The sequence below is a fragment of the Streptomyces sp. NPDC058758 genome (assembly GCF_042746075.1).
Lineage (GTDB): Bacteria > Actinomycetota > Actinomycetes > Streptomycetales > Streptomycetaceae > Streptomyces.
Map to the genome: position 1 here is coordinate 268,363 of NZ_JBHYPS010000003.1, position 11,995 is coordinate 280,357.

15 protein-coding genes are annotated in these 11,995 nt (G+C 75.2%); 5 read left to right on the forward strand and 10 right to left on the reverse strand.

The features are described from left to right. Positions 1 to 79 precede the first annotated feature (79 nt). Complete coding sequence (locus ACFW6A_RS05950) at positions 80 to 766, forward strand: DUF6766 family protein (protein ID WP_386638927.1); 687 nt, start codon at positions 80 to 82, stop codon at positions 764 to 766. A gap of 10 nt (positions 767 to 776) precedes the next feature. Here the strand turns inward: ACFW6A_RS05950 and ACFW6A_RS05955 are convergent, their stop codons facing one another. The 6 genes from ACFW6A_RS05955 to ACFW6A_RS05980 form a co-directional block, all read right to left on the reverse strand. After that, on the reverse strand, positions 777 to 1,589 hold the full coding sequence (locus tag ACFW6A_RS05955; protein WP_386478264.1) for a metallophosphoesterase: 813 nt from the start codon (positions 1,587 to 1,589) through the stop codon (positions 777 to 779). Next, the gene (locus tag ACFW6A_RS05960; protein ID WP_386478267.1) at positions 1,586 to 1,879 is read right to left on the reverse strand and encodes a BON domain-containing protein; all 294 of its coding nucleotides are present in this window, start codon (positions 1,877 to 1,879) and stop codon (positions 1,586 to 1,588) included. The genes ACFW6A_RS05955 and ACFW6A_RS05960 overlap by 4 nt, the downstream gene beginning before the upstream one ends. After that, a complete protein-coding gene (locus ACFW6A_RS05965) occupies positions 1,872 to 2,531 on the reverse strand; it encodes a nucleotidyltransferase family protein (protein WP_351847358.1) in 660 nt (219 codons plus the stop codon). The genes ACFW6A_RS05960 and ACFW6A_RS05965 overlap by 8 nt, the downstream gene beginning before the upstream one ends. Further along, positions 2,528 to 3,547 (reverse strand): iron-containing redox enzyme family protein, encoded by a 1,020-nt coding sequence (locus ACFW6A_RS05970; protein ID WP_386638930.1) that lies wholly within the window; start codon positions 3,545 to 3,547, stop codon positions 2,528 to 2,530. Before ACFW6A_RS05970 ends, ACFW6A_RS05965 begins: the two co-directional genes overlap by 4 nt. A gap of 90 nt (positions 3,548 to 3,637) precedes the next feature. Then, positions 3,638 to 4,024 (reverse strand): CDGSH iron-sulfur domain-containing protein, encoded by a 387-nt coding sequence (locus tag ACFW6A_RS05975; RefSeq protein ID WP_386638933.1) that lies wholly within the window; start codon positions 4,022 to 4,024, stop codon positions 3,638 to 3,640. A gap of 131 nt (positions 4,025 to 4,155) precedes the next feature. After that, a complete protein-coding gene (locus ACFW6A_RS05980; protein ID WP_351847365.1) occupies positions 4,156 to 4,848 on the reverse strand; it encodes an HAD family hydrolase in 693 nt (230 codons plus the stop codon). A 210-nt stretch (positions 4,849 to 5,058) separates the two neighbouring features. Between ACFW6A_RS05980 and ACFW6A_RS05985 the strand changes: the two genes are divergently transcribed. The 3 genes from ACFW6A_RS05985 to ACFW6A_RS05995 all read left to right on the forward strand — a co-directional run bounded on the left by ACFW6A_RS05985 (position 5,059) and on the right by ACFW6A_RS05995 (position 7,146). Continuing rightward, the gene (locus ACFW6A_RS05985; RefSeq protein ID WP_386638936.1) at positions 5,059 to 5,616 is read left to right on the forward strand and encodes an SRPBCC family protein; all 558 of its coding nucleotides are present in this window, start codon (positions 5,059 to 5,061) and stop codon (positions 5,614 to 5,616) included. A 2-nt stretch (positions 5,617 to 5,618) separates the two neighbouring features. Beyond that, complete coding sequence (locus tag ACFW6A_RS05990; protein WP_386638939.1) at positions 5,619 to 6,203, forward strand: hypothetical protein; 585 nt, start codon at positions 5,619 to 5,621, stop codon at positions 6,201 to 6,203. 115 nt (positions 6,204 to 6,318) lie between these two features. Further along, positions 6,319 to 7,146, forward strand: coding sequence for a methyltransferase domain-containing protein (locus tag ACFW6A_RS05995; RefSeq protein ID WP_351847371.1), 828 nt, complete (start codon positions 6,319 to 6,321; stop codon positions 7,144 to 7,146). On the opposite strand, the gene ACFW6A_RS06000 is transcribed toward ACFW6A_RS05995, so the two are convergent. Next, entirely contained in the window at positions 7,143 to 8,339 is a 1,197-nt protein-coding gene (locus ACFW6A_RS06000) for an MFS transporter (RefSeq protein WP_386638942.1), read from the reverse strand. The two genes, ACFW6A_RS05995 and ACFW6A_RS06000, sit on opposite strands and share 4 nt — an antisense overlap. Before the next feature lie 340 nt (positions 8,340 to 8,679). After that, on the reverse strand, positions 8,680 to 8,961 hold the full coding sequence (locus ACFW6A_RS06005) for a hypothetical protein (RefSeq protein ID WP_351849699.1): 282 nt from the start codon (positions 8,959 to 8,961) through the stop codon (positions 8,680 to 8,682). A 159-nt stretch (positions 8,962 to 9,120) separates the two neighbouring features. Between ACFW6A_RS06005 and ACFW6A_RS06010 the strand changes: the two genes are divergently transcribed. Beyond that, positions 9,121 to 9,657, forward strand: coding sequence for an isochorismatase family cysteine hydrolase (locus ACFW6A_RS06010; RefSeq protein WP_351849769.1), 537 nt, complete (start codon positions 9,121 to 9,123; stop codon positions 9,655 to 9,657). Between the two features lie 46 nt (positions 9,658 to 9,703). On the opposite strand, the gene ACFW6A_RS06015 is transcribed toward ACFW6A_RS06010, so the two are convergent. After that, positions 9,704 to 9,925, reverse strand: a complete 222-nt coding sequence (locus ACFW6A_RS06015; RefSeq protein WP_386638945.1) for a hypothetical protein — start codon at positions 9,923 to 9,925, stop codon at positions 9,704 to 9,706. Positions 9,926 to 10,075: 150 nt separating this feature from the next. After that, positions 10,076 to 11,377, reverse strand: a complete 1,302-nt coding sequence (locus ACFW6A_RS06020) for an MDR family MFS transporter (protein WP_386478289.1) — start codon at positions 11,375 to 11,377, stop codon at positions 10,076 to 10,078. Positions 11,378 to 11,995: the final 618 nt, after the last annotated feature.

The following is an 11,995-nucleotide window of genomic DNA, read 5'->3' on the forward strand; positions in this document are numbered from 1 at the left end:
TGCGGATCCTCTTCCTCGGCTGCGTGGTGACCGTCCTGGGCGGGCTCGCCTACTTCACGGTGATCGGGGCGATGCACCGGTGACCGCCGGCCGCGCCGGTTTCTGGCGCTCCAACAGCCTCACCCTCGTCTTCGCCGGGGCCTTCCTCGTCGTGCTCGCCGCCCAGGCCGTCGCCGGGCGCGCCGAGTTCAACGAGCAGCTGGCCGTCGCCGGGCTCCAGCAGATCGGCTTCGGCGCGTACCTGACCTCCTCGGACTTCGCCGTCGACGTCACGGAGAACTGGCAGTCGGAGTTCCTCCAGTTCTTCCTGTACGTGTACGGGACCGTCTACCTCGTCCAGCGCGGCTCGCCCGAGTCGAAGCCGCTGGACCGGGCGGGGACCGAGAGCGAACGGGACCAGAAGATGGGCGACCACGCCCGCCCCGACTCCCCCTCCTGGGCGGGCACGAAGGACTGGCGGCAGGCCCTGTACGCCCACTCGCTGGGCCTGGTCATGGCCGTCTTCTTCCTGCTCTCCTGGTTCACCCAGTCGGTCTCCGGCGTCGCCGCGTACAACGGCGAGCGGCTGCGGCAGCTCCAGGCGCCGATCGACTGGGGCGCGTACCTCGCCTCCGCGGACTTCTGGAACCGCTCCCTGCAGAACTGGCAGTCGGAGCTCCTCGCCGTCTCCGCGATGGCCGTCCTCTCCGTCTACCTCCGCCAGCGAGGCTCCCCGGAGTCCAAGCCGGTGGGCTCGGCGCACCGCTCCACCGGCGTGGAGGGCTGAGCGGGGCCGGTCAGCGGGGGTCGTAACGGGCCGCGGGGGCGGCGGGTCGGGACCGGTCGCCGTCCAGGGGCAGGCGGTAGAGGGCGAAGGCGTGGTCGATGACGGGCTGGGCGACGTTCCGGACGCGGACGCCGCCCGCCGTCATGCCGTGCTCGGTGCCCAGGTGGGCGTGGCCGTGGACGGCGAGGTCGGCGCCGTGGGAGTCGATGGCCTCGGCCAGGAGGTAGCTGCCGAGGAAGGGGTAGATCTCCAGCGGTTCGCCCGCGAGGGTGTCGGGCACCGGGGAGAAGTGGGTGAGGGCGATGCGGACGGCGCAGCCGTGCTCGGCCAGTTCGCCGAGCGCGTGCCCGAGCCGCTCGGCGCTGTGCCGGGCGGTGCGGACGAAGGCCTTCATCTCGGGCTCGCCGAACTCGCCGGCGCTGCGCCCGAGGAAGCCGCCGCAGAAGCCCTTGGCCCCGGCGACGCCGACCTCGTGGCCGGCGACGGGCAGGACGGCGCTCTCGCCCTCCAGGACGTGCGCGCCGGCGTCGCGCAGCACCCGGGCGACCTCGTCCGGCGCGTCCGCGTGGTGGTCGTGGTTGCCGAGGACCGCGACGACGGGGACGCCGAGCCCCGCGATCTCGCCCGCCACCACCTCGGCCTCGGCGACGCTGCCGTGCCGGGTCAGGTCGCCGGCGAGCAGCAGCAGGTCGGCGCAGTCCGGCAGGGTCTCGAAGGCGGGCCGGAGCAGGCCGGCGCAGTCCTCGCCGAGGTGGATGTCACCGACAGCGGCGACCCGGACGACCGCCCCCCGGCCGGTGCCCTCCGTTCCGGGAAGGGTCATGTCAGCTCCTCCCCGTGGTCCGGGGCGCCGCGGCCGGCCACGGCGATCTCGGTGCGCACCGTGCAGCCGGTCAGGGTGGTGCGGGCGAGCTCCAGGATCTCCTCGCGCCGGGTGGAGTTGGGGACGGTGCCGGTCAGCAGCACGACGCCGCCGCGCCGCTCCACCCGCACGCCGAGTTCGGCCGGCCCGTCGCCGGCGAGCCGCTCCCGCAGCAGCGCGATGCGGTACTCGTCCTCGTACGGCTCCGGCCGGGGCGCCCGGTCCTCGTGCGGCTCGGGTCGTTCAGTCACGGCCGTCGGCCTCCTCTCGTGCCGTCGGGGGGTGCGGAAGGACTCCGAGGAGCCTCAGGAGGTAGAGGAAGGCGACGGCCATGGGCCGGTCGCGGGTCTCCTCGGCGACCCGGTCCCAGTCGACCCGTTCGCGCAGCCCCCGGGCGACCGGCAGCAGGGCGCCGTAGTCGCAGTGGTGCTCGGAGAGGGCGGCGAGCCGGCCGATCATGAGGTCGGTCGGGTCGATCACCGGCAGGTGCACGGAGTCGACGGGGAGGATCTGGGCGCGGTCGAGGAGCTCGCGGGTGACGGACCGGCCGGCGAGGGCGAAGATCAGGTCGATGTGCTCCCCGCCGCTGCGGGCCTTCACCAGCCAGTCCTCCGGCGGGTCGACGATCTCGATGCCGCGGTCGCGCAGCAGCTTCACGACGGTCTCGGAGTCCTCCGCGCGCAGCGCGAAGTCGGTGTCGTGCTGGAGCCGGACCGGGATGCCGTACGCGTAGGCGGCGACGCTGCCGACGAGGGCGAAGGGGCAGCCGGAGCCCTTGAGGACGGCGCCGACCTCCTTGGTGACCTCCAGGATGGCCTGGGTGTGGTCGGGCGGGAGCGCGCCGGCGGCGCCTCCGCCGTCGGCGTCGTGGGCGTGGGTGTGGGCGTGGGCCGTGAGGTTCATGCCTCCTCCTCCACGGGGAGCCGCAGGGCGGTGCCGCCGGAGCGCCAGGCGCGCAGGACGGACGCGGCGAGGGCGTCCTCCAGGAAGACGGTGGCCTCGGCGCCGAAGGCGACGTCGGGGGCGAGGCCGGGTTCCTCGGCGAGCAGTCCGCCGACGACCTCGCGCCGGATCAGCTGCTCGTGGACGGCGTCGGCCTCCACGTGCTCGTCGTAGTAGCGGGCGGCCTCCTCCGCGCCACACCGGCGCAGGGCGGCCGCGTGCCAGGACGCGGTGGGCGACGAGCCGATCTCCAGGGCGGCGAAGTGGCCGGCGAGGGCGCCCCTGCGGGCGCGGTGCAGCCCGAAGAGGGACATCACGTTGGCCGTCGCGAGGGCGGGCGCCCCGATGGCCGACAGGTGGCGGCCGTACCCGGGATCGAGCCCGAGGGCGCTCATCAGGTCCGCGTAGAGCCGCGCGTGCACGCGCTCCTCCCGGCCGCAGCCGAACTCGTCGTACAGCACGGTCACCATGCCCGCCTTGGCCCGCCCGTGCAGCCGGGGCAGCATCCAGGCCTGCGGATCGGACTCCCGCAGCTGCTGGACCGAGCGCAGGACCGCGTACTCCCGCAGCTGCTCCGGGGTGCCGTGGCGCAGCAGGTGGCGGGAGACGCCGCGGCCGTCGGGCGGCTCGGTCAGGAGGCCGTCGAAGACCTCGTCGGGCGTCGCGGGCCCGGGGCACGCCTCCCGCAGCGCACCCTCGAAGCGTTCCTCCAGGAGGGCCCGCAGGCGCAGCAGGTCCGGGTCCCACTCGGCGGTGTCGGGCACGCCGGCGAAGCCGCGGTAGTGGAGCTCGTAGCAGAGGTGCAGGGCCAGCTGGAGGTCCTCGCCGTACGGATCGGCCGCCGCGGCGGCGCGGGCCCCGGGCAGCGCGCCGGGCCGTCCGCGCAGCCGCCCGGAGACGGCCGCCGACAGCTCGCCGCGGGCCGGGGGCAGAGCGGGTGCCCGGGCCTCGGCGGGATGCGGGGCGGTGATCGTCATGGCGGGTCCTCCTCGGGATGCGGGGGGGGGCGGGGGCGGGGACGGGGTGGGCAGGGGGCTTGGTGTCGGGCGTCGGGCGTCGGGCGGGTGTCAGGCGGGCGGCGGCGCGGGCCGGGGTGGGCCGGTTCGGTCGGGTCGGTCGGGTCCTTCCGGTCCGTCGGCCCGGCCGGGCCGGGCGGCCCGGACGCGGCGGCGGTGGCTGGTGTCGCAGAACGGGTCGAGCAGGCTGCGGCGGCAGCGGCAGAGCGCGACGACGGGCCGCTGGCTGCGGCGCACGGTCCCGTCGGCGAGCACGATCTCCACGGGGCCGTCGACCAGCAGCGGGCCCTCCGCGAGCGGGGTGACGCGGACGACCGGCGCCCCGCGGCGGGGGGCCGGAGCCGGTGCGGGTGCGGGTGCGGCGGGGGCCGGACGCTCCGGCCGGCCGGCCGGCTCCGCGGCCGCCGGCCGGGGAGCCTTCTCTGACACGGGTTCCACGGCACACCTCCGGAGGCGGAAGCGCGGGACGGGGCCGTGAGGGCCGCCGGTCCCGCGGGACGGATGCCTTGGCGCCTGCCCGCTCCCGGCCCCGCCATGCCCGCGGGCGGGGCGCCGGGCGGGGCCGGGCCTCAGCTCGGGGGCCGGGCCAGCGGTCCCGCGTCGAGCCGGCGCAGCAGGGCGCGGGCGTCGTCGTGGACGAGGACCGCGCCGGCGTCCTCCAGCTCGCGGCGGGTGGCGCCGCCGGTGAGGAGCCCGACGCAGGGCACTCCGGCGCGTCCCGCGGCCTCGACGTCCCAGACGGTGTCGCCGACGAAGACGGCGTCCTCCGGTGCGGCGCGCACCTTGTCGAGGGCGGCCCGCACCAGGTCGGGGGCGGGTTTGGTGGCGGCCACGTCGGCGCTGGAGGTGACCGCGTCGATGACGTCGTCGGCGTCGAGCCGGGCGCGTACGGCCGCGACCTCCTCGTCCGACGCGGAGCTGGCCAGCACGATCCGCCAGCCCCGGGCGGCGGTGGCCCGCAGCAGTTCCGCGGCGCCCTCGAACGGGGTGAGGGTGTCGAACCAGGTGGCGTAGAGGGTGCCGTGGGCGCCGGAGATCGCGTCGTCCTCATCGGCCCGCCGTTCCGCGCCCAGCACGGCGTCGAGGAGCCGGTCGGCGCCCATGCCGACGGCCCGGTGGATGCGGGCCATCGGCACGGTGTGGCCGTGCTGCCGCAGGGCCAGCCACCAGGTGAGGGTGTGCAGGTAGGTGGTGTCGACGAGGGTGCCGTCGACGTCGAACAGGGCGGCGCCGCGGGTCCGCGGCGCCGGGTGCGGGGTCATCGCGCCTCCCGGGGGCGAGGGGTGCCGCTGGGCCGGCGCGGCCGTCGTGCGCCGACAGGCTGCGGCTGCCCCGGCGGGGGTGGGTCATGCGGGGGGACATGCGGAGGCGACGCGAGGGGCGGGTCGTGCGGGAGGGGCGGCTGGGGGCGGGGTTACGGGGCGCGGGCGCGGGTAACCGCGCGCCGACAGGTGCCGCGCCGAGAGCAGGAGATGACCGAGATGGTGCACGACATGATCACGGTGGAGGCCCCGCTGCGCGAGGTCTACGACCAGTGGACGCAGTTCGAGGAGTTCCCCCGCTTCATGGAGGGGGTCGAGGAGGTGCGGCAGCTCGACGACCGGCTCTGCCACTGGCGGATCAGGATCGCGGGCGCGACCCGCGAGTTCGACACCGAGATCGTCGACCAGCTGCCCGACGAGCGGATCGCGTGGCGGACGGTCGGCGGGGACGTGAAGCAGAAGGGCGTCGTCACCTTCGAGCGGGTCGACGACGCGCACACGCGCGTGCGCCTGTCCATGGAGGTGGAGGCCTCGGGCGTCGCGGAGCGGGCGGCGAAGGCGATGGGGGTGGTGGAGAACCGCATCGAGGGCGACCTGCACCGCTTCAAGCACTTCATCGAGGAGCGGGACCGGGCGACCGGCGGGTGGCGCGGCCGGATCCGTCCCGCCGACAGCCCCGGCGGCACCGCCCCCGCGGACCCGGCCGCGCCGGACGACCTCCCGCCCCCGGCCCCCGGCACGGGACCGCCCTACCCGGGACCCGTGTAGTCGTGGACGGCACCGACACCGGCACCGGTCCGGGCGGGGGTCCGGGCACCGGCAGCGGCACCGGTCCGGGCAGCGGTTCGGGCACAGACACCAGCGCCGGCATCGGCGGCGGCGCGGGCACCGGGCCGGGCGCGGGCACCGGCGGCTCCGGGGCCCGTGCAGGTTTCCGGCTTCTCGACGTCACCCTGCACACGGAGGAGTCAGGACGGATCGCGGTGGAGCTGGGGAGCGGGACGGAGAACAGCGAACCGCTGGTGCTCGCGGAGGGCACGGTGGTGAGCGTGGGGCTGACCTTCCTGCTGGGCGCGGCGGTCGACGGGCTCGTCTTCGAGGAGGAGTGGGCCCGGGACGGGCTGGCCCCGGAAGCCACCACGCGGACCCCGCTCGGCGGCTTCCGGAACGGCGGCCCGTACGAGGTGTGGCTCCCCCCGCGGCGGATGCCGGTGGGCCGGGCGCACTGCGGCCTCTACGGGGTCGCCTGGCGGCTGACCGACGGTCACGGGCGTGAGCTGGCGCGCGAGCGGCACCACGTCCGTCTGATCCATCTGACCGGGACGCCGGAACCGCGCCCGGTGGTCGGACCCTGAGCCGGACGGCCGCCTCGGATGCGGACGGGGCGGCCGGGGTGGAGGATCGACGGGACGGCGGCGCCGGCCGGACCGCGCGGCCGCGCCTCCCGCCCCGTGGAGAGGACCCGCGCCCATGGAACCGAGCGACCCGCCCCCCTCCGGCCGCCCCGGCGGCGGGCGGTACGGCGAGGACGTCTTCCCGCCCGGGCGGCCGGGCGAGGGCGAACGGATCGACTACGGCGCCCTCGCCTACGACGACCTGACCCTGGCGCGGCTGACGGCGCTCGGTGCCGGTCCCGGCTGGCGCTGCCTCGACGTGGGGGCCGGCACGGGCACCGTCTCCCGCCGGCTCCTGGAGGAGGTGGGGGTGGAGTCCGTGCTGGCGGTCGACCGCGACGTGCGGTTCCTCGCCGCGCGCCGGGTGCCGGGCCTCGACCTGCTGGAGGCCGACGTCACCGCCCCGGACTTCGGCCCCGGCCGGTTCCGGCTGGTCCACGCGCGGTTCGTGCTCATGCACCTGCCCGAGCGGGAGCGCGTGGCGGCCAGGCTGGCCGAGCTGGTCGAGCCCGGCGGGGTGCTGGTGCTGAGCGACGCCGTCGACCTGACGAGCGACGTGGTGCCCGGGACGCCGTACACGCGGGCGATGCGGGCGATGTGGCGGGGCCTGCGGGACACCATCGGCACCGACGTCTCCCGGGTGCCGGCGTACCCGTCCCTGCTGCGCGCGGCGGGGCTGCGGCAGGTGGGGGCCGAGCTCCACGTGCCGCCCCTGCTGCCGGGCAGCCCGATCAGCCGGTTCTGGGCGGACACCTGGGAGCGGAGCAGGGCCGCCATGGTCGCCACGGGCCTGGTGGACGACGCCGCCCTCGACGGGGCGGTGCGCTATCTGGAGTCGGAGGAGTGCGCCGCGCTGTCGGCCGGGATGCTCACCGCGTGGGGCCGGCGCCCCGCCGTGGGCTAGCCGGAGGGCGTCGCGGTGCGCGCCCGCCGGAGCAGGTAGGCGGCGGAGGATGCGACCAGCACCAGCATGCAGGCGATGAAGACCAGGCCGGCGCCCTCCAGGCCGAGGGGGTCGGCCAGCAGGCCGACGCCGATCACCGGGATCGAGATGCCGGTGTACGCGACCACGAAGAGGGACGAGATGACCGCGGCCCGCTGGTCGGGGGGCGAGGCCGCGGCGACGGCGGAGAGCGCCGCGCGGAAGGCGAGGCCCTGCCCGACGCCGCCGACCAGGGCGGCGAGGACGATGAGGGCGAGCAGGTCCGTGGCGAGGGCGGCGGCGAGCAGGACGAGGCCGGCGAAGAGGACGGCGCAGCCCAGCGGGAGCGAGCGGGTGGGGCCGAAGCGCCCCGCGGCGACCTGTCCGGCGGTGGAGGCGAAGAAGGCGAGGGCGACGACGAGGCCGCTGACGGCGTGGTCGTCGACGTGCAGGTAGCGGGCGAGGAAGGCGGGGCTGACGGAGGTGAAGACGCCGAAGAGGGCGAAGCCGGCGAAGGAGGCGACGGCCGCCGGCACGAAGACGGCCCTCACCCGGGCCGGCAGGGCCGGTCTGCGGGGCCGTACGGCGCTGAGCGGCCGGGGCTTCGCCACCGTCTCGGGCAGCCACTGGAGGACCAGGGCCGAGACCGCGACGAGGGCCAGGTGGACGGCGAAGGGCAACAGCAGCGGCTCGGGCGCGTACTCGGCGAGGAGCCCGGCGAGCAGCGGTCCGCAGCCGAGGCCGCCCATGTTGGCGGCGGTCGCGACGAGGGTGGCGCGGGCGGCGTTGCCGGGCGGGGCGAGTTCCATGACGTAGGCGGTGGCGGCCCCGGTGAAGAGGCCCGCCGACAGGCCGGACAGCAGCCGCCCCGCGTACAGCCAGCCGAGGGCGTCGGCGCAGAGGAAGCAGACGGCGCTCGCCGCGGCGAAGGCGAGTCCCCAGCGCAGGGCGGGGCGCCTGCCGATGGTGTCGGAGGCGTTGCCGGCGAGGAGCAGCACGGCGAGGACACCGAAGGCGTACACGGCGTACACCACGGTGACGGTGAGTTCGGAGAAGCCGAACTCCTCCTGGTAGAGGGGGTAGAGCGGGGTCGGGAGCGTGGTGCCGGCCATGCACACCACGAACACCGCTCCGCCGAGCAGACACCGCAGCCACCCGCGTCGATCACCGGCCATACCGGCGAAGGTAACCCGCCGGGCCCGTCCGCCCGCGGCAGCGCGGCGGACCGGCCACACCGCCGGCCGCACGGGGGGGGCGGGGGAGCCGTGCGTACGGCCGGAGGGCGGGGCTGGGAGCCGTGCGGTCGGAGAGCGGGGGTCCTGGAACCGTACGGCCGGAGGGCGGAGAGGCATGGAGCCGTACGATCCGGAGGACGGGGCCGGGGAGCCGTACGGCCGAAGAGCGGAGGGCCCGAGAGCCGTACGGGCCGGAGGGCGGAGGGCCGGGGAGCCGTACGGCCGGAGGGGCGCGCCGGGGGCGGGCCGTCCGCCGCTCTTCCGGGCGTACGGGGCCGGGTCAGCCGCCGGGTACCCAGTAGTTGTGGACGTTCACCACGCGGGGCCGGGGCTGGTCGGCCCAGCCGAGCCCGCTCGCGACGGGCATCATCTTCTCCGCGAACGCCTCCATCTGCTCCCGGCTCGCCCAGACGTCGAAGATCTCCAGGCCGGTGTCGGTCGGCACGCACGCGTGCGAGAGGCAGCCGTCGAAGATCCCCGGGACCTCCTGGAGCTTGGCGTTGAGCTGGTCGTACTGATCCGTGCTGACTCCGCCGAGGACGGCGTGGACGAGGATCGCCATGATCCTTCCTCCTCATGAGGCGACGGTCCACCCCCCCTCCCCACCAGCACACCACGCCGGGCCGGGGACGGCACCCGCTCGGGGTGCGCGCGGCGCTCCGCGCCGGTATGCCGGGAGGTGGCCCACGGAACCCGGAACAGGAGAAGGGCGGTGATCGCCGTGGCACGCGCGGCGCTCGTCGTGATCGACATGCTCAACACGTACGAGCACGAGGACGCGGACCGGCTCGTGCCGTCCGTGACCGCGGCGCTGCCCGCGATCACGGAGCTGCTGCGGCGGGCGCGGGCCGCCGGGACCCCGGTCGTGTACGCCAACGACAACTTCGGGCAGTGGCGCTCCCACCACGGCGAGATCCTCGACCTGGCGCTCGCGGGCCGCAGGCCGGACCTGGTCGAGCCGGTCCGGCCGGACGACGACGCGCTGTTCGTCGTGAAGGCGCGCCACTCGGTCTTCTACGAGACGCCGCTCGCCTACCTGCTCCGCTCCCTCGACGTGACCGATCTCGTGCTCGTCGGCCAGGTGACCGAGCAGTGCGTGCTCTACTCCGCGCTGGACGCGCACATCCGGCACCTGCGGGTGACGGTGCCCCGGGACGCGGTCGCCCACATCCACGAGGACCTGGCGCGGGCCGCGCTGCGGATGATCGAGCGGAACATGGACGGCCGGATCGTGGACGCCGCCGACGTCGCGTTCTGACGTCCGTCCCGCCCTGCCCGGGAACCGGCCACGCCTGCGGCCGCGGCTACAGCGCGAAGCCGAGGAGGGCGACCTCCAGCGGGAGCGCGGGCCGCTCGGGGAGGGCGGGCGGTTCGTCGCCGCGGCCGGTGTGGGTGGGCCGCACCGGGCGCAGCGCCGCGAGGCCGTCGGCGGCCCAGCCGGCGCCGGTGGCGGGGAGGGAGAGGGTCATCCGCCGGCCGTCGGCCAGGGTGGTCTCCAGGGTGTTCGGGTCGTTCGTCGTCCGCATGGCACCTCGCTCGGGTCTGCACACGATGGGTCTCCGCTTCCTGGAGGGAAGGACGGGCGGACGCACCGGAAGGTTCCCCGCCCGCCCCGAACGGCGCATCGGGAGGACCGGATTCGGCGGGCCGGGTCCGGGTCCGGGTCCGGGTCCGGGTCAGACCGTCTCGGTGCCCGCTCCCGGCGTGCCGGCCCCCGGCGTGCCCGCTCCCGACGTGGCGGGTTCCGGCTCGGTCCGTTCCGCGGTCTTCGCGCGGCGGGTGAGGCGGGTGCCGATGCCGAACTGGGCGGCGGCCGCGGCGACGGCGACGGCGAGGCAGCCGATCCAGAGCGGGGCCGCGCCCCAGGTGTGGATCACCCAGCCGCCGACCAGCGGCGCCACGACGGCGGAGCCGGTCCAGGCCACCTGGTAGAGGCCCTGGTAGCGGCCGCGCAGGTGGTCCGGGGAGATGCGGGCCACGAGTGCGAAGCTGGTGGGGGTGTTGCCGATCTCGCCGAGGGTCCACACGACGATGGAGGCGCCGTAGATCCAGGCGGAGTGGCCGAAGAGGAGGACCGAGTAGCCGACGCCGATCAGGGCCGAGGACCCGGCCAGCACCCAGGACTCGGGGAAGCGCTTGTAGAGCCGGGTGAGCGGCAGCTGGACGGCGACGATGACGATGCCGTTGAGCGCGGCCACCTGGCCGAAGGTGCTGGGCGAGAAACCGTCCTGGCCCATCGCGATGGGCAGTCCGCTCTCCGACTGGAGGAGGACCGTGAGGACGAGGAACTGGGCGGCGACGAAGGCCACGAAGCTCCGGTCGCGCAGCACGGCGCCGAAGCCCTCGCCCTCCTCGCCGTCGGGGGGCGCGGTGGCCGGGGCCCGGCCCGGGACCCGGATCGCGATCATCACGGCGCCGATCAGGGTGGTGGCGCCGTTGAGCCAGAAGAGCGCGGTGTAGCCGGTGAACGAGACGAGGCCGACGGAGAGCATCGCGATGGAGTAACCGACGTTGATCGCCCAGAAGTTGAGCGAGTAGGCGCGGACCTGGTCCTTGCCGGGGATGACGTCGGCGATGAGCGCGTTGTGGGCGGGCCGGGTGGCGTTGTTGACCACGCCGACGACGAAGGCGCCGAGGAGCAGGGCCCAGGGCGAGCGGGCGTAGGCGAGGGCGATCATGCTGACCGCGGTGGCGCCGAGCGCGCCGACGAGCGTGGGCTTGTGGCCGAAGCGGTCGCCCAGGGCGCCGCCGAACGGGCCGGCGACGAGCGACCCGACGCCGATGCCCGCCACGACGGTGCCGGCGAAGGCGGCGCTGCGGTCGAGCTCCTCGGTGATGTAGAAGGCGAGGAGGGGCATCACGAACCCGCAGGCCCTGTTGATGAGTTGAGCGGTCCACAGCCACCAGAAGCCGGAGGGGAGCCCGCCGAAGGTCGCGCCGAGAGAGGACCGCGCCCTCGTCAGTGGCCGGAATCGCATGCGTTCCCCTTCGTCGTGAGACCCGTGGACGGGGTGGATGGTACGAGACCCGCGTTCCGCCGGTCCGAACACCGAATGAATACCGGCCGGAGCGGTTCCGCGAAAGGCGGGAACGCGCCACGCACCTCTCGGACACGTCGGGGGCACGTCTCGCGCAAGGCGCCGGAACCCGCCGCGTGAACCGCCCCCGTATCTCCTCTGTCGCCCGTATCTCCCCTGCCGCCCGTGTCCCCCCCGTATCTCCCGTATCCCCGGTATCCCCCGTCTCCCCCGTATGGGGTTCACCGACGGGATGGGGAAGCTTTCGGCGGAAGAGTGCCGGTGTTCTCCGCAGAGCGCTACGTTGGTCTGCGGCGCGGGTGCCGAGTTCGCCGAAACTCTTCGGAAATGACGGGGTGTCACGCAAATGACGAGGTCAGCGGGGGCTTTCGCGGCGCCCCCTCAATCTCTATGATCTTACTCGCGCACCGGCCCCATGCACTGATGTACCGCCTTTTATGAGGATCCGTCGGAACCTTCGTACCCTGACCAGGTACGGGAGACGGTCTTTGCGGATCCCGCGTTCCCCAGGCTGTTCAAGGCACTTCCGCACGGATGATCCACGATGGTTCGGAGGCG